The 16895-nt window shown below is 67.8% G+C and carries 16 protein-coding genes; 1 reads left to right on the top strand and 15 read right to left on the bottom strand.

The window, feature by feature from the left end:
• Positions 1–215: 215 nt before the first annotated feature.
• The 4 genes from B9Y82_RS01275 to B9Y82_RS01260 all read right to left on the bottom strand — a co-directional run bounded on the left by B9Y82_RS01275 (position 216) and on the right by B9Y82_RS01260 (position 5254).
• Complete coding sequence (locus tag B9Y82_RS01275) at positions 216–1253, bottom strand: fimbrial protein (protein ID WP_100471253.1); 1038 nt, start codon at positions 1251–1253, stop codon at positions 216–218.
• The gene (locus B9Y82_RS01270) at positions 1244–3808 is read right to left on the bottom strand and encodes a fimbria/pilus outer membrane usher protein (protein WP_100471252.1); all 2565 of its coding nucleotides are present in this window, start codon (positions 3806–3808) and stop codon (positions 1244–1246) included. The genes B9Y82_RS01275 and B9Y82_RS01270 overlap by 10 nt, the downstream gene beginning before the upstream one ends.
• 92 nt (positions 3809–3900) lie before the next feature.
• Complete coding sequence (locus tag B9Y82_RS01265) at positions 3901–4629, bottom strand: fimbrial biogenesis chaperone (protein WP_100471251.1); 729 nt, start codon at positions 4627–4629, stop codon at positions 3901–3903.
• An 85-nt stretch (positions 4630–4714) separates the two neighbouring features.
• Positions 4715–5254 (bottom strand): fimbrial protein, encoded by a 540-nt coding sequence (locus tag B9Y82_RS01260; RefSeq protein WP_100471250.1) that lies wholly within the window; start codon positions 5252–5254, stop codon positions 4715–4717.
• 459 nt (positions 5255–5713) lie between these two features.
• Between B9Y82_RS01260 and B9Y82_RS01255 the strand changes: the two genes are divergently transcribed.
• A complete protein-coding gene (locus B9Y82_RS01255) occupies positions 5714–6079 on the top strand; it encodes a hypothetical protein (protein ID WP_087921496.1) in 366 nt (121 codons plus the stop codon).
• Between the two features lie 9 nt (positions 6080–6088).
• Here B9Y82_RS01255 and pncB read toward each other — a convergent pair whose 3' ends face one another.
• The 11 genes from pncB to xpsH form a co-directional block, all read right to left on the bottom strand.
• A complete protein-coding gene (gene pncB, locus B9Y82_RS01250) occupies positions 6089–7267 on the bottom strand; it encodes a nicotinate phosphoribosyltransferase (protein WP_100471249.1) in 1179 nt (392 codons plus the stop codon).
• Positions 7268–7376: 109 nt separating this feature from the next.
• On the bottom strand, positions 7377–8216 hold the full coding sequence (locus tag B9Y82_RS01245) for a glycosyltransferase family 2 protein (RefSeq protein ID WP_100471248.1): 840 nt from the start codon (positions 8214–8216) through the stop codon (positions 7377–7379).
• Positions 8213–9064, bottom strand: coding sequence for a glycosyltransferase family 2 protein (locus B9Y82_RS01240; RefSeq protein WP_100471247.1), 852 nt, complete (start codon positions 9062–9064; stop codon positions 8213–8215). The genes B9Y82_RS01245 and B9Y82_RS01240 overlap by 4 nt, the downstream gene beginning before the upstream one ends.
• Positions 9065–9674: 610 nt before the next feature.
• Entirely contained in the window at positions 9675–11876 is a 2202-nt protein-coding gene (gspD, locus tag B9Y82_RS01235) for a type II secretion system secretin GspD (protein WP_100471246.1), read from the bottom strand.
• Between the two features lie 9 nt (positions 11877–11885).
• Positions 11886–12671, bottom strand: coding sequence for a general secretion pathway protein GspN (locus B9Y82_RS01230; protein ID WP_100471245.1), 786 nt, complete (start codon positions 12669–12671; stop codon positions 11886–11888).
• Positions 12661–13377, bottom strand: coding sequence for a type II secretion system protein GspM (gspM, locus tag B9Y82_RS01225; RefSeq protein WP_100471244.1), 717 nt, complete (start codon positions 13375–13377; stop codon positions 12661–12663). The genes B9Y82_RS01230 and gspM overlap by 11 nt, the downstream gene beginning before the upstream one ends.
• Positions 13352–14497: a PilN domain-containing protein gene (locus B9Y82_RS01220; protein WP_100471243.1), complete on the bottom strand. Its 1146-nt coding sequence runs from the start codon at positions 14495–14497 to the stop codon at positions 13352–13354. The genes gspM and B9Y82_RS01220 overlap by 26 nt, the downstream gene beginning before the upstream one ends.
• Complete coding sequence (locus B9Y82_RS01215; protein WP_100471242.1) at positions 14494–15357, bottom strand: general secretion pathway protein GspK; 864 nt, start codon at positions 15355–15357, stop codon at positions 14494–14496. The genes B9Y82_RS01220 and B9Y82_RS01215 overlap by 4 nt, the downstream gene beginning before the upstream one ends.
• Complete coding sequence (locus B9Y82_RS01210; protein ID WP_100471241.1) at positions 15354–15986, bottom strand: type II secretion system protein J; 633 nt, start codon at positions 15984–15986, stop codon at positions 15354–15356. Before B9Y82_RS01210 ends, B9Y82_RS01215 begins: the two co-directional genes overlap by 4 nt.
• Entirely contained in the window at positions 15983–16402 is a 420-nt protein-coding gene (gene xpsI / locus B9Y82_RS01205) for a type II secretion system protein XpsI (protein WP_100471240.1), read from the bottom strand. The genes B9Y82_RS01210 and xpsI overlap by 4 nt, the downstream gene beginning before the upstream one ends.
• Positions 16399–16893 (bottom strand): type II secretion system protein XpsH, encoded by a 495-nt coding sequence (gene xpsH, locus B9Y82_RS01200; RefSeq protein WP_100471239.1) that lies wholly within the window; start codon positions 16891–16893, stop codon positions 16399–16401. Before xpsH ends, xpsI begins: the two co-directional genes overlap by 4 nt.
• Between the last annotated feature and the right edge of the window lie 2 nt (positions 16894–16895).

The raw sequence follows: 16895 nt of genomic DNA, 5'->3' as shown, positions 1-16895 counted from the left end.
CTGGATCCTTTCGGCATTCCCGTCCAATGCCCGCAGGCAGGAGACGGTCACCTCATGAGGAAACTCCAAATTCGCGACATACATCACATCCATGTGGGTGTACGTGCGTCGTGGCACTGATCTTCATCGTTGGAAGATCAAGACGCAGTCAACGCCACCTGCGGAACAGGTGACGTTGCGGTGGAACGCAGCGGTGGCGGCGGCCTGCGGCCGGCTTACTCGTACTGGATGGTGAAGGTGGCTTGGCCGTTCGCGACACCCGCACCGACCGTGCCGGCCTGGGTCTGCACGTAACGGGCACGCAATGGCAGAGTCATGGTGCTGGTACCCGGCGTGGTGGTACCGACGTTGACGGTCTGGCCGAAGCGCACTTCGCGCTCGGTGCTGCCATCGCGCTGGACCATCTGGATGCCGATGCGGGTGGCGCTGTTGGTGGCCGCGCTGAGCTTCAGCACGCCGGGCATGTTCGAGCTGTCCTGATCGGCGTCGAGGCGGATGCCGATCTTGCTCTGATACTGCGCGACATTGCTTCCCTGGCAGTTCAGGCGGATCTCGAAATCACGATCGACGGCCTTGGAACCGACACCGGTGAAGGTGGTGTTGGGCACGCTGCCGAAATCAACCGCGATGTTGCGGCTGCCGGCCTGCACTTCGCAGGTCGGGCTGACCACGGTGGTGCCCGAGCCCCTGAAGGTGGAAGTCAGCACCGGGCGGCTGGGGCCATCACCATCAAAGTAATACGTGGTGAAGCGACCGTTCGGCGCGATCACGCCCGAACCGGTCTGCGCGGCGGTCTTGATCAGCTGGATGCGGAACTGGCCGCCGATCAGCGAGATGGTGGAGTTGGCCGCGAAATTGATGGAATGCGGGTAGTAGGTCTGGATCGCGCCGGAGTCGCGGAACAGGCGGATGCCCACGCCGGCCACGCCGGTCTCATAGACGTTGGCAAAGCCGGCCACCGGTCGCTTCTGCGGCGCGTTGACATACTCGCCGGTCGAGCTGCCACCGTACCAGTAGTCACAGCGGGCAACGCTGTTCTGCTGGTTGATCGGCACGCTGATTTCCTTGATCACGCCGCCAACGGGCGTGCTGGGCAGGATCACGATCTGACCCATGTCCATCTGCACGTCCTGCGCAACGAAACCGTTGACCTGGATGCGGCAGGCCGCACTGGCCTGCTGCGCCAGCAGCACGCCACCCAGCAGGGCCAACGCGGCCAGTGCCTTGCGGCCACGGGAAGAAATCATCGGCATGCTGCCTCCAGCGGGATGAAGCCGGTCTTGGACGCATCGGCGCCCGCCGGTACCTGGTAATCAATGGTGCAGCGCTGGTCGGCACCTGCGCCCCACTCGACCTGCAACTGGCCCTGGTTCTTCTCACTGCGCACGTACAGGCGGCCACCCTGGCTGACCATGCCCACCGGCTGGCCCTGCTCGTCCTTGACCTGCGCACCGAACGGCATCGTGCGGCCATCGGTGTTGCGCACCTGGATCAGCAGCGCGTTGCCCTTGCGGGTATCGAAGCGCAGGTAGCTGATGGCACCGGCGAACGGCGCGATCGACTGGCTGGTGCTTTCCAGCTCGACGTCATGTGCCATGCCCTGCGGGTCGAGGGTGACGGTGTTGAGGCGGTACGGCGACACGTACGGGACGACCGCGTAGCCGCGGCCATCGACGCGCAGGCCCGGGGCGTTGCTGACGATCGCATCGCGCGCGCCCGGCGCTTCCACCAGCACCATGGTGTCGCCACGCTGCGGGGTGAAGGTGAAGCCGCCCGGATGCACGACCACGCTGCCGTTGGCACCGACCGACGCCTGGCGGAAGTCGCGCGAGTGGCTGTAGGTCGCGTTCAACGCGCTGTAGCGGCTGCGGTATTCCGCGCTGCCCACTGCGGTGGTGCCACCTTCGCGGGAGTCGGACAGCGCCACGCCGTAGCTGAAGTTGTTGTCGATGCCGGCCGAACCGGTGACGCCGACGCGGCTGTTGTCGTAGCCACCGCGCTCGCGCACGCCGAGATCGGCGCTGAACGACACCGGGTGGGTGCCACGGCCCAGCGGCACGCTCATCGACAGCAGGTACTGGGTGTCGGAACGGCCGAGCACGCCTTCTTCGGTGCGCAGCGCGGAGAAGCCGTAGTTCACCGAGCGCCAGGCGTTGTTGTAGCCCACCTGGTACTGCTTGGAGGTGCCGGAGCGGTCGTAGAAGTCGCGCACCGAACCGGTCACGTACAGCGCGCCGCCACGACGGCCCAGCGGCTGGTTCAGGGTTACCTGGAACTGGCTGCGCTGGCGGCCACGGGTGGTCGGGTCGATGCCGCGCTTGTCCGAATCGCGCCCATACAGGGCGTCCTGCAGGCTGTAGAAGCCTTCGGTCGAGTAGCGGTAGGCGGCCAGGGTCAGGTTGGTCCCGGTCTCGCCGATCATGTTGCTGTAGCTCAAGCGCACGCTGGCACCGGTGTGGTTGCCGTAGTGGTCGAACGTGGTGCGTGCGTGGGTGACGTCGGCGGCGAACGCGCCGACCGGCGTGGACACGCCGACGCCGTACAGCAGCGACAGGTAGCCGTCGCTCAGGGCGCTGCCACCGTACAGGGTCAGCTGGTTGCCGATACCGCGCTGGTAGGTGCCCTGCACCAGCCACGGCTCATCGGCCAGCAGCTTGTTGCGCACCTGGCCGGCGGTCAGCGAGTAACGCGACACGCCTTCGCGCAGCATCTGCGGCACCGAACCGAACGGCACCTTGAATTCGCGGCGGCGGCCATCGGCCTCGATCACGCTCACTTCCAGGTCGCCGCCGTAGCCGGTCGGGTACAGGTCGTCGATGACGAAGCTGCCCGGCGACACGGTGGAGGAGTAGATCAGCTGCTCGTTCTGGCGCACTTCGATGCGTGCGTTGGTCTCGGCGATGCCGCGCACGACCGGCGCGTAACCGCGCAGAGAATCGGGCAGCATGCGGTCGTCGCTGGCCAGGCTGGCACCGCGGTAACCGATCGAGTCGAACAGTTCACCGGTGGTGTAGGCCTCACCGATGGTGAGCATGCCGCGCACCTGCGGGATGCCGCGCTGCGCATAGGTGGCGATGCTCTGCCAATGGCGGCCATCACCCTCGGACCAGGTCAGGTTCGAATCGTGGCGGAACTGCCAGCCACCCAGGTTCATGCCGGCGTTGAGGCCGAGGTAGGCACTGCGGTTGCGCTGGCCACCTTCGACACGGCTGTCGCTGTCGATGGCATTGAAGCTGTAGCCGACGAAGCCGGCATTGATGCCACGGTCCCACAGCGCCGGATTGACGTAACCACGTGCCTCACGGCGCAGGAATACCTGCGGAATGCTGAGGTCGTAGCGCAGGTTGCCGCTGTCATAGACACCGTAGGCATTGGCCATGCGCTGCTGGACCGGCACGCAGCTGGTCTTGTCGGTGGGCACCGACGGGTCCTGCTGCAGCAGCACGGCCTCGCTGTCCACGCCCATTTCTTCCAGCATCGGCAGCGGCAGGCAGGCATCGACGCGGCCCTGCGCATCGGCCTTGAACTGCAGGTCGCGGCGGCCCTGCCAGGCCCCGTTGACGTAGACGTCGACGCGGTAGGTGCCGGCCACCATCGGGTTGCCGTTGCTGAAGGCTGCCAGGTCGACCTGCTTGGCCTGACCCGACAGGAAGCTGGAGTTGAACTGGGCCGATTCCGGTGCACGCGCGTTGGCCGCACCACTCTGCGCCATCAGCGCCTGTTCGCCGAGATTGGCCGGGGCAGCCAGCGCCCATCCTGGGCAGGCTACGCCAGCAACCAACAGGCAAAGCGCCTGATGGATCGACAATGTCAATCTGTTTCCGATCACACTGACATTCCTTCAATTCGCCGCACGGCGGCGGTGGCGGGATGCGCAGGCCCGTGGCCGGCGCGGCGCGTTCAGCCCCCGGTACTGCCGAGGCGGACCTTGTGCTCCACCCGACCGCCGTAATCGTTGATGGTGATGAAGCGCACCTGGTCGGAGCCCGCCGGTGCGGTGAACTCCAGGCTCTGCTTCGGCGCGACCATGGCGCCCTTGTCCTCGACGGTCTTTTCACTGCTGCCGGCCACGGCATGCACTTCGGCCAGCGTGACGTGGAAGGGGCTCGGGTTTTCCACCCGCAGGCGGTCGCCGGTGCGGGTCCAGCGCAGCGCTGCCGGTGCGTCGTTGGCGACGCCCTTCAGGCCCTGCGGCCGGTAGAAGAGCTTCAGGCGCGAACGAAACGCGACCTGCAGGTAATTCTGTTCGCCGCTGTCGGCGTTGTCCGGCGACGGCGGAACGTCCAGCACGTTGAGCCAGAACACCGACTCACGGTCGGTCGGCAGCTGCGCGCCGGAGAAGATCAGACGCAGCGCCTGGCTGCGGCCCGGCTCGACACGCGCGATCGGCGGCGTCAGCACGAACGGGGCATCGCTGGTATCGGCGGTCTGGTTGGCGTCGCCGCTGTCGATCCAGGCTTGGACCAGCGCCGGCGAATCGCCCACGTTGTCGACCTGCACGGTGACTTCGCGCGCCTGCGCCGGGTAGATCACTCGCGTGCCATTGACCACCACGCCAGCCAGAGCGTTCTGGCAGAAGGGCAGCGTGAACGCTGCCAGCAGCAGCGCCCGGGGAAAGAATGCTTTCATCGGAAGTACTACGCTCGAGGTATGTGGCCAGGGGCCGCGGTGCACTGGCCGGCGCGTACGCCGGCCAGTGCGGGTACGACTGCGATCAGTTGTAGATGATCGTGTACTTCACGCTGCTGGTGACGTCGCCCGGGGTGGCGGCGGCAGTGGCGTAGTACTCAGCGTAGTAGTTCAGATCGGCCGAGCCGTCGGTGCCGACGGTGACCCACTGCGAGTTGGTCTGGGCCTGGCCAGCGCCGGCAGCCTTGATCGGCAGGACCTGGTTGTTCGAACCCAGCAGCTGCAGCTGCACGTTGGTGGCAGCGTTGGCCGAGGCCTGGTTCAGCAGGCGGCCGGTGTTGAAGTCAACGGTCGAACCCGGCTCGAAGTAGGTGGCGACGTTGCCGGCGCTGCACTTGGTCAGGTTGATGGCGAACGGGGTACGGCCCGCAACGTTACCGGCGGCGGCCAGGGTGTTCTTGGACACGGTCGGCAGGTTGACGGCGAAGTCCTTGCCGCCCGGGGTCGAGATGGTGCAGGTCTTGTCGGTCACCTTGCCGTTGAAGGTGATGGTGCCGTCGGCGGCGTTGGCGGCCAGCGGAGCGGCGGCCAGCATCAGAGCGGCGATGATATTGATCTTGTGCATTCGCTTTTACCTAACCCTACTGAAGAGATGAGAAGTAGAGGAGGAAGCAAGGAGCACTGCCGGGCTATCAAGACCCATCCTTGCGTCTCACCTGTGGCCGGACTCGGACATACCTACCCCTGAATCCGTGACGCAAGTATAGGCATAACTGTGATGAAAGTCTCATTATTTTTCTGAACGCCAATTCATTGACGCCTTAAATGTGACGTGGTAGGCGGAATGGGCGCCAGAAGCGCGTGGAGGATTTGACGGTGGGACGGCCGGGTCACAGACGACCGTGGATGACACGTTGAGCGGCGTGTTCGACAGGCGCGGAAACCGGCCTTTTTCAGGTGGAAATCACCTTATTTGATGCGCATCACTCTTTCTTGGTGATGGCCCTAGCAGATTCGGATTTGTCCTATTAAAGGCGGATCGAACCTGTCGCTAACTAGGACACACCGAACCAGAGAACGTGTCATGAGGAATTCCATTCTGCTGTGCGTGGCCCTGATGTCCGTCAGCGCGCTGGCCCAGGCCAGCAGCGGCAACATTCGTTTCAGCGGCCGCATCGCCGAGCCGGGCTGCACGACGAACCTGTCCCAGGGTGAGCTGAGCCTGGCGGCCTGCCCGCCGTCGGCCAAGGGTTCGACGGTGGCCGTGACGGCGCTGGCCGATGGCCAGGCCGCGACGCTGCGCGATGGCAAGCGCCAGGGCCAGAAGCTGTCGGTGTCGGCCAGCGCGATGCGCGCCGGCGATATCGCCTTCTCCGAGCGCTACAGCGTGCAGGCTTCGAAGCAGCAACCGCTGCAGGGCGCTTACCTGGTGGTCGTCGACTACCTGTAAGCCGGCGCTTTACGCCGGCGGCAGCTCGAAGACCTGGCGCAGGTAGGCCAGGTAACCCGGGTCGTCGCACATGCTCTTGCCCGGCGAATCGCTGAGCTTGGCCACCGGCTGGCCATTGCAGCGGACCATCTTGATGACGATGTTGAGCGGCGTCGGGCCCAGATCATTGGTCAGGTGGGTGCCGACGCCGAAGGCGACCTGGCAGCGACCGCGGAAGTAGTCGTACAGGCGCATCACTTTGGCGATGTCGAGCCCATCGCTGAACACCAGCACCTTGCTGCGCGGATCGACCCGGCGCTGCTGGAAATGCGCCAGCATGCGGTCACCCCAGTCGAACGGATCGCCGGAATCATGGCGCACGCCGTCGAACAGCTTGCAGAAGTACATGTCGAAGTCGCGCAGGAACGCATCCAGGCCGACCACGTCGGACAGCGCGATGCCCAGATCGCCGCGATATTCCCGCGCCCACGATTCCAGTGCCGCCACCTGCGAATCGCGCAGGCGCGGGCCGAGGGCCTGGAAGGCCTGCAGGTACTCATGGGCCATGGTGCCGTGCGGGGTCATGCCGTACAGGCGGGCGAAGTGAACGTTGCTGGTACCGACCAGCTGCGGGCCGAGCGCATCGCGCAGCAGCGGCAGCAGCCGCGCATGCCAGTCCCGCGAGTAGCGGCGGCGGCTGCCGTAGTCGGCAATGCGGCACTGCTCGAAGCCGGGGGTATCGCGCAGCAGCGCGGCCTTGGCCTGCAGGCGGCGTTCGCCTTCGGCGAAGTCGGCCGTGGTGGTGTTGCGGAACCAGACTTCATTGATGATCGCCAGCAACGGCACTTCGAACAGGATGGTGTGCAGCCACGGGCCGGTGATGTCCAGTTCGATCTCGCCGGGCACGGCCTTTGATGCGCGCAGCTGGATGTACTTGCGGTCGAGATGGAACAGGCCGAGGAAATCGGCGAAATCCGGCTTCACGAAGCGCAGGCCACGCATGTAGTCCAGCTCCGCGTCGCTGAAACGCAGGCTGCACAGGTGGTCGATTTCTTCATCGATCTGGTCGATGCAGCTTGCCAGGTCGATACCGGGCGTGCGGCACTTGAAACGGTACTGCACCTGGGCGCCGGGGTGCTGGTGGAGCACCGCCTGCATCATGGTGAACTTGTACAGGTCGGTGTCGAGCAGGGACTGGATGATAGGCATGGGGCGGATTATGCGCCCGGCAGGGTGAACCGGGGTGCCTGCGAGCCACGCTCGGCTCACGGGGAACAACATGGGTAGATCCACGCCATGCGTGGATGCTCTTGCGGCGCTACAACGACCTGCGCAGCAGGCGGGGCACCAGCAGCAGCGCATGTGCCCAGATCGCGCCCCATACCGCCACGCGTACCGGCAGCGGACGCTGCCCGGCCTCGAACTTCTGGAAGTAGCGCCACAGCCCCCTGTGCTTGTGCCATTCCACGAAGAACGGCCGTGAGCGGCTGGAGACACCGCGCACATGGGTAACCTGCAGGTCGTTGGCGATCGCCACCACCGCGCCGGCCTCGCGTGCGCGACGGCACAGGTCCAGGTCCTCGGCGTGCAGGCGATAGCCCGCGTCCCAGCCACCGATGCGGTCGAACAGCGCGCGCGGCATCATCAGCAATGCGCCAGACAACGCAGGTACCCGCTGCAGCGCCTGGTGCGGCTCACGCGGAACCGCCAGCCTGGAGCCCTTGCCGGGCGAACGCAGCATCATCAGGAAATCCGGGTCGCGGCGGCGCACCGCCTCGTCGGCGTGGCCATGCTCGTCCACCTGTTCGACGCCCAGCAGGCAATCGCCCAGTGCTTCGGCGCGCGAACGCAGTTCGGCCAGCGTATCCGGCTCGACCATCAGGTCCGGGTTGATGAAGGCCAGCCACGGGCTGCGCGAGTCGGCCACGCCCTGGTTGTTGGCGGCGGCGAAGCCGGGGTTGTCCGGGTTGCCGACGAAGCGCACGCGCGGATCGTGGCTGGCATGCCGCTGCACGATGTCCAGGGTGCCATCCAGCGAACCATTGTCGATCACCCGGATCTCGGCCACATCCTGCGCCTGGCGCAGGCGCGAAAGGCAGGCATCAATGGTGCTGCCACTCTGGTAGGTGACGACGATGGCGGCAATGGCAACATTCAAACGGGTGGCTCCGGCGCGGACTGAACGAACAGGTCACCCTGTTCCCGCGGCATTATCGCCTGCCGCATGCGCTGCTGCAGATCAGCCCGCAACCCGTGCAGTGGATCGCGCATCAGGAAGTCGGCCAGCCGCGGTACCCAGGCCGGCCAGCGCGCCGCCAGGGCCTCCAGGTCGCCATCGCGGCTGACGGCCTCCCCTGCCCGGCTGACAAAGGCGGTTTCGCACAACACGTTGCGCCACCCCAGGCCGGCCATGCGCAGGCTGAGGTCGACCAGTGCCGCGTTCCAGCCCGCGTAACTCTCCACGTCCAGGCCACCGGCACGGCGGCGCGCGTTGCCACGCACCAGTACCGCGTGGGTGACCGCCGATGGCAGCTCCGGGTGCAGCGTCGGCAACGTCGCGCAGGTGTGCGCCAGCAGGGCCTGGTCCTGCGGTTCGGGATTGATCTCGCCCAGCCGTGGCCACGCTGCGGTCTCGCCGGCGTTGCACCATGGGGTTGCGGTGGCGATGGCGGCATCGCGTGCGAAGGCGTCCTGCAACTGCTGCAACCAGCCGGGTGAGGGCACGCTGTCCGGCGCCAGCACCGCCACGTCCAGGCCATCGCAGGCGCGCAGCATCTCGTCCAGATGGGCAACTTCGCCCAATGGCCGCGCGCGCCGGGTGTACTCGGCCTGCAGCGGCGTATGCGCCAACCAGTGTTCCACCACCGCCTGCGCGCGCGGCCCGGTCTGCGCATCATCGGCCAACCAGACCGCGGTCCCTGGCGCCGTGCCGGCATCCAGTGCGGCCAGGCAGCGGTCGAGCGCGGCATCGTCCACGCACAGCGGCAACAACACGATCGCCCCCATCCCGCCTCCGTGGTTGTCGGTGGCCACAGCGTAGCACCGGGAGGGTATCGGCCGGGTTGCACCCGGCGCCTGCTTCAGGCCAAGGCAACAGCAACAGCCGAAGCAAAGGCGGGTTCCTTGGGGATGGCGGGGTGGGTCCGGTTGCGGGGGACGCCGTAAATACGTCCCTGTAGGCTCGGTCGCGCCTTCGACAGATTTCTGCGATCCGCCGGCAAAGGCTGGGGTCAGATCCGTTTTCCAGAGGAAAACGGATCTGACCCCATTTTTGTATATCGGTATCTGACAGATGTGTCGACCAAGGTCGACACCTACCCACAGCCGCAGGAATCTGTCAGAGGCGGGGCGGTGTGGGGTGGCAGGACCGTTGGCGCCATGGATGGCGCCATCGAGCCCCCATGGGTGAGGGCGCTTTGCTTGCGAAGCACTGCTTCGCAAGCGCCCGAACGCACAGCCGCCAGCGGCTGGGCCGGACCCCGGAGGGGGGTTTACGGCGTGTCCTGCCACCCCACACCGCCCCGCCATCCCACGGAATGCCCGCTGTTGCTGTTGCTATTGCTATTGCTTCGGCCGTTGCTTCGGCGGGTGCCGGGCGCAGCCCGGCCGTAACCCCCTACTTCTTCGCGCGCGGCTGGTTCAGCGGCTCCATCGCGCGGAAGCGCTTGCTGTACTCGTCGGTCAGATTGCGCGATTCCTGGCTGTTGCGGACGATCGTCGGGGTCAGCAGCACGATCACTTCCGAACGACGGCTGGTGCGGGTCTTCTGCCCGAACAACGCACCGACCACCGGGATCCTGCTCAGGCCGGGGATGCCGCTGCTGCCGTCGGTGGCCGAGTCGGTGATCAGGCCCGCCAGCATGATGGTGTCGCCGCTCTGCACCGCCGCTTCGGTGGACAGCTTCTTGGTCGAGATGCGCGGGTTGCAGTTGCGCTCGGTCGGGTTGCAGGCGTCCGGCACGTCCGAGGCGCTGCTGACTTCCTGCACGATATCCAGGAATACGGTGCCGTCACGGGTCACGCGCGGGCGCACCTTGAGGATCACGCCGGTGTCGATGTACTGCACCGAGCTGTAGGTGCTGGTGCCCACGCCGGTATTCACCGTGGTGGTGTTGATCGGCACCTTGTCGCCGACGTTGAGCGTGGCCTCGGCGTTGTTGCGCACGAACACCGATGGCGTCTGCAGCAGGCGCAGGTCGGTCACCTTGTCCAGCGCGCTGACCACGGCAGCGGCATTGTGGCCGGTGAATGCCCAGCCCACACCATCATTGCCGGTCACGCCACCCGCAAAGGTATTCCAGGCACCCGCAGCAGCCGGCGGCAGGGTCAGGCCGCTGAGCGCGCCGGTCAGTGTGCGGCCGGCCACGGCGTTGTCGAAGAACCAGTTCACGCCGTACTTCAGGTCACCGGTCAGCGCCACTTCGGCCACCTGTGCCTCGATATGCACCTGCAGCGGCATCACATCCAGCTTCTCGATCACCTCGCGGATCGAGCGCCAGGCCTGCGGGGTCGAACGCACCAGCAGGGTGTTGGTTTCCTCCACCGCCGACACGCCGACGCGGTCGCCCTCCACCTCCAGGCTGACACTGACGTTGCCGGGCTGGCGCTGCGGCAGGTTCAGGCTGCCATTGCTGCTGCCACTGCCACTGGTTCCGCCCAGCGTCGAACCCAGGTTGCTGCTGCTGTTGTCCATGCCACGGTCGCCGTCGCCGCCCAGCTGCGACGGAATGGCGCCCGGTGCCAGCGAGGCCGGGCTGGAGCCGCCGCGGTTGCCACTGCTGGCGAAGGCCTCGCTGAGGCGCTCGGCCAGGTCGCGTGCCTTGATGTAGCGCAGCTCGTAGGAGAACAGGCGGGCGCTGCCGCCGGCGGTGTCGATGCGATCCAGCCACTGCTGGATCTGGTCCAGGTAGCGCACCTGCGGCGTGATCACCAACACGGCGTTGGCATTCTCCAGCGGCAGGAAACGGAACATGCCGGCACTGGGCGTCTTGCTCTCTTCGCCGAACACCTTTTCCAGGTCGGCCGCCACCTGCTCGGCCTTGCCCGACTGGATCGGGAACACGCCCACCGACATGCCCGACAACCAGTCGACGTCGAAGATCTCGACGGTGCGCAGGTAGTTCTCCAGCTCGGCGCGGGTACCACCAAGGGTGATCACGTTGCGGCCGCTGTCCACGTTGACGATGGCGTTGGGGCGCGCGTACGGCTCCAGCACCTTCTTCATCTCGGTGGCGGAGATGAACTGCAGCGGCACCACGCGGACTTCGAAACCGCGTGCACTGGCCGCCGGTGCCGTGCTCGGTGCGACCGTGCCGGCCAGCGCCTGGTCGGCGGCGACGATGTTGTAGCGCCCACCGCTGTAGACCATGCGCGCGTTGTTCCAGCCCAGCACCATCTCCAGCAGGTTCAGTGCCTGCGCCGGCGATACCGGCTTGGGCGTGGCCAGGGTGACCGTGCCCTGCACGCCCGGTGCGATCACGTAGTTCTGGCCGAGCATGTCGCCGAGGATGGCCTTGACCACCGCATGCAGCGATTCGCCTTCGAAGTTGAAGGTCGCCTCGCCGGTGCTGGCGCCGTGCAGCGCCGATGCCGGCGCGCGCGCGGCCTGGCGGTTGATCATCGTGCCGGTGCCACGGCGGATCACCGCCTGCGGTGCCCCTTGGCTTTCACGGGCGGCATCGGCAGCGACGTCGGCCGCCTGGCCGGCGTCGGCGCTGGGCGACAGGTTGCCGTTGCGCTGCACGTGCGGCGCGGACACCGTACTGCAGCCGACCAGCAGCGCGAGGGCAAAGGACCAGGGAAGAAAACGCAGGCTCATGCATTCACTCTATCGGTTGGTGCCATCGCCCGGGGGCGGCGACGGTTGTTGCTGCTGTTGCTGCAGCTGGCGGCGGCGGGCCTGGATGCGTTCGCGGATGGCCTGCATCTGCGCTTCGCTGGGACCGTTGTTGGCCGGTGGTGTTTTTGCAGCTGTCGCCGCGGGCGCTGGTGCATTGCCAGCGGGCGACGGCGATGGGGGTGCCGCGGCCGGTGGCGGCGCTGGCGGAGCGCCCGCCGAGGGCGGCACAACGATCGCACCTGCAGGCGGCGCACCATTGGCACCACGCAGCACCGTTGGCGGCTCACCGCCCTGGCCGTTGAACACCGCCAGTTCGAGAACCTGGTTGCCACCGGGCCCGATCACCGTGGCCTGGCGCGGCTGCAGCGCCACCAGCTGCCAGCCATCCACGGCTTCGCCGTTGAGGCGCAGGCGCAGCGAGCGGTTCTGTTCAGTGGTGAACGTGGCCATGCCGAAATCGCCGGTCAGCAGCACGCCGGTCAGGCGCAGCGCGGCGCTGGCCGCCGGTTCGCTGCCACCCAGCAGGTAGGGCCGCGGCCTGCGATCCTCGGCGAACAGCGGGCGCTCACTGATCGCGCTGTAGCTGTCGGCGCTGGCCATGCGTTCGGCGGCCAACGGCGGCAGCACCGGCAGCGAAGGCACCGCATCGGCGTCGCCATCCGCACCTGGCAGCTGGCTGCCCAGCCCGAAGCCGGTCGCCAGCCAGACGGCGGCCGCCCAACCGGCCAACGCCAGCAGGAAGCCGGTGCGCAGGCTGATCTGTTCAAGCTTCATCGGCCACCTCCTGTCCGTCGGACGGGGGCGCCGGGTTGGGCGCGGGTGCGGCCTCGTCCGGCGAAGCGGGTGGTGCCGGTACCGGTGCCGCAGCGGGTGCCGCAACCGTGCCGTCGGCGGCAGCTGGCAGCAGATAGCCGGCCAGCTCGAAGGACACGTCCAGGCCCAGCCCCGATTCGTTCGGCGATTGCTGGAAGCGCTGCGCGATCAGGTTGAGGTTGTCGACGAACAGGCGTGGGCTGCCGGTTTCCAGGCTGTGCAGCACGGTGGCCAGTTCGGCCACGCCGCAGCGCAGGCGCACCTGCATGGCGACGCGCACGAACTCGGCATCGCGCCGGTTGTCGGTCAGCGGCGTGCGGTTGCTGATGGTGCAGCTGCGGTTGCCCGGGCTGGCCATCGCCACTGCATCTTGCAGGCGGGCGCCCAATGCAGCGGCGGCAGCTTCGGCAGTGGCTTCGCGCAGGAAGCCCGGCCGCTGCTGCAGTGCCTCGCGGGTAGCGCGAAGGCGCTGTTCGATCTGCGGCTGCTGCTGCAGCTGCGCCTGCACGCGCGACTCGCGTTCGCGCAGGGCGGCGACATCGGCATCGATCGCACGCAACGGCTGGGTGAACCAGGGGTGCACCAGGAGCAGATAGGCCAGGCCCAGCACTGCCAGCAGCAGTGCCAGCGCCAGCCAGCGGTCACGGCGTGCGCTTGGCATCGGCATCGGCCGCCTCCGGGGTCGGTGCGGCAGCCGGCAACGGCTGCAGTTCGGCGGTCATGGTGAAGCGGTCGCGGCCACTGGCGGCGCCATCGGCCTGCAGCACCCCGGTCAGGTTGACCTTGCGCCACTGCGGTGCGTCCTGCAGCAGCTGCACCAGCTGCGATGCCTCGCGGCTCAGGCCGATCAGCTGCAGGTTGTTGTTCTCGATCGCCAGCTTTTCCAGGTAGGTACCTTCCGGCAGGCGCCGGGTCAGTTCGTTCCAGATCTCAACGGTACCGGCGCGCTGGCTGCGCTGCTTCTCCAGAAACGCGGCGCCATCGATCAGCGCCTGCAACTGCGCGCGTTCGCTGGCCACGCCACGCGCACTGCGCGCGCTGCGCTCGACCTGGTCACGCAGCTCATCGGCGGCGGCCTGGCGGTTGTCGAGCAGCTGCACCGCGGCCAGTACCAGCATCACCACGGCAGCCACGGCCAGCAGCAGGTTCCAGCGCCGCATCGGGTCTGGCCGCAGTTGGCGCTGCGCGGGCGGCAGCAGGTTCACCTGCAGCACGTTGCCCTGCGCATCGATGGCATCGACGCCTGCCAGCGCGTCGGCCCATGGGCCCACACCGGTGCGCCATGCGTCCAGCTGCCGCAATGGCCACGCCACCAGTTCGACCTGAAGCTGGCCCTCGCCGGCCGCCCCGAGCTCGCGCACGTCATAGCTGACCTGGCTGGATTCGAACGGCGTCTGGCGGTCGATCTCGAAGCCGACCACCGCACGCAGGCGGTCGGCGGCGGCGGCCGGCAGCCGCAGATCGCGACGCAGCACGGCGTTGGCGGGCAGCAGCCACACCCGCGGCAGGCCGCGCAGGCGAGGCTCCAGCACGCGGTCCAGTTCAACCGGCGACAGCGGCCACGGCAGGCGCGCCACCGCTTCGCGGCGTTCACCGGCTTCACGCCAGACCTGCAGCTGGTCACCCTCATGCTGCAGCAGCAACCGTGCCTGGCCCCAGCCCAATGCCCATTGCCAGCGCACTGGCACCCAGGCCAGCAGCGACTGCCGCCACCAGCGCAGGAAACGGCCAGCGCCCGGGCCGATCCGGCCCTGCACCTGCCGCAGAGTGTCCTGCCACGCCGTCATCTTGCTGTCATTCCCTGCTCCCAGCGAAGCACTGTGTAGGTCCGCCCGGGAACCCCGCCCGAGCCACTGCGTACCACGGCCTGCAGCACCGACCTGCGTCCACTGCGGTCGATGGCACCGGACTCGATACTATAGGTGCCGCTGCTGCTGGCAAGCGTTGGCGTACCACCAGCGGAATCTGCATCACGCTCCTGCTGTGCGCGCTGCGCCAGCACCCTGTCCGCATCCAGCCCCAGCGCAGCCAGCACCGGCGCGCTGGCGAACTGCGGATCCGGCCGTGCCTGGCGGCTGTACAGGGTCAGGTGCGGCAGCATCGCCCGGTACAGCGGTCCGCGCATGCCCAGGACCCGCTGCAGCTCGCCCAGGGTCTCGAACCGCCTGTTGCGCGGGCCGTAGGGCAGCCCGGCCGCGGCGTAGTCCTGCGCTTCGGCACCACCGCCCGGCTGCAGCAGGCTGTCCTCGTCGCGCCAGTCGATGATGGCCCCGGCCAACTGCCGGGCCTGTGCATCGTCTTCGCCAAGCGCCTTGAGGAAGGCCGTCAGCAGCGCCGCGTCGGCCAGGTTCAGGTTGATCTTGCCGTTCTCGTCCAGCACCTTGATCTCGATGCTGGCGTCATCGAACTGCCAGCGGTAGGTACGGCCATCGGCACGCCAGGGCGCCCGCTGCGGATCGGCTGACAGACGCAGCAGTGCATACTCGAGGCCGGCGCGCGCACGTTCCTGCCCGCGCGCATCGTCATCCAGCACGCGCTGCTGCAGGTGTTCGACCCGCGCGCTCAGCGCGAACGCGCCGACCAGCGCCGTCATCAACGCGATCAGCCACAGCACCAGCACCAATGCCGCCCCGCCCTGACGGTTCATCGCGCGCCTCCACTGCCACCGGCACGCGGCGCCACCACCAGCGGCGGCCACGGCGCGCCCCGGACCGGCACGATCTGGATCTCCACCAGCATCGGCAGGCGGCGCGTGTCATCCCAGCGCGGCAGCCAGTCGGTCACTTGCCCGGTGCTGGCATCGATGCCGCGATAGCGCAGCTGCACCGACTTCAGGTTCTCCACCAGTACCTCCGGCGGGCGCGGCGGATTCTCGGCGATGCGCTCGCCTTCCTGCAGCAGCACCAGGTCCAGCAGCAGGCGCTGCTGGCCATTGCGCCCGTCCACCTGCAGCGCGTGCAGGTAGGGGCCGCCACGGCCGAGGTATCCGGGCAGGTCGGCAGCGAACAACATGCGCTGCTCTTCGCCCTGGAAGAAGAGCGGTTCGCGGGTGGGGTCCGGGGCCTCCAGAGGGGTGCGCAATGCACCCGCCAACTGCCTGCGCAGCAAAGACTCCACTGCGCGCATGCGTTCGCTTTCGGCGGCAATCTGCTCACCGCGCTGGCTGACCGCCATCGCCGAACGCACGCTGGCAAAGGCCAGTGCCAGGCCGCCGGCCAGCAGTACGGTCGCGAGCATGACTTCGACCAGGGTGAAACCTGCGGCGTGGCGCCTCACCGTGCATTCTCCAGGTCGGGCGGCAACAGGCGCAGGCTGCGCCAGTGCAGCTGCTCGCGCTCGCTGTCGCCCCAGCGCACCTGCAATTGCAGCTCCGCCAGCCATGGGGTGCCCGGCGACGTTGCCTGCACGACGTTGCCGGCGCGCGGCTCCACCCACGGCTGAACCTGCAGTTCCCAGTGATAGCGTCCCTGTTCCCAGTCACCCTGCTGGCTGCCCACCTGCAGCGGCGCGCCGACGCCGGCCTCGGCCAGCAACGACTGTGCATGCAGCACCGCGCGCGTGCGCAGCTCGGCATCCCGTACCTGCCTGGCGCCTCCGGACAGGCTGCCCAGCAGGAGGGTCAACGCCAGGCCCAGCAGGGCGAAGGCGATGATCACTTCCAGCAGGGTGAAGCCACGCGCGCGCCGCTTCATTGCACCCGCCAGGGGCCGGAGCGGACCTCGCCGGTCAGCCAGCCGACGTCGATGCGCCATTCGGCACCGTCGCGCTGCAACCGGATGCGACCACCGCTGGAGCCGCCATCGGGATGAAATTCGATCACCCCCTGCCCCGGCGCGGTAGCCAGCTGGGCGGCACCTTCGAACTGCACCTGCAGCTGTGCCGGGACCTCACCGTGGCGCTGGTTGGCCCCTTCCCAGCGGCGCCGTGCCGGTTCGATCACGAAGCGCTGCGGTTCGCCGCGGGCGATTGCCTGCGCGCGCACCATGCGCAGCTGGCTGGCGATGTCCTTGCCGGCGCTGCGCAGCTGCATGCCCGCAAAACCGCGCGACAGGCCAGCGGCCGTGATCAGGCCGATCGCCGCGATCAGGGCGATCACCAGCAGCATTTCCAGCAGCGACAGTCCGGCCGCGCGCCTGCCGTGCAGGCGCGGGTGGGGCAACCGGCGCGGCAGGAAATACGTCATGC

Origin of the sequence: Stenotrophomonas maltophilia (assembly GCF_002799155.1) — a bacterium.
In the GTDB taxonomy this organism is placed as follows: domain Bacteria; phylum Pseudomonadota; class Gammaproteobacteria; order Xanthomonadales; family Xanthomonadaceae; genus Stenotrophomonas; species Stenotrophomonas maltophilia_R.
Note: the sequence above shows the minus strand (reverse complement) of the source record. Positions and strands in the feature narration are given on the sequence as shown.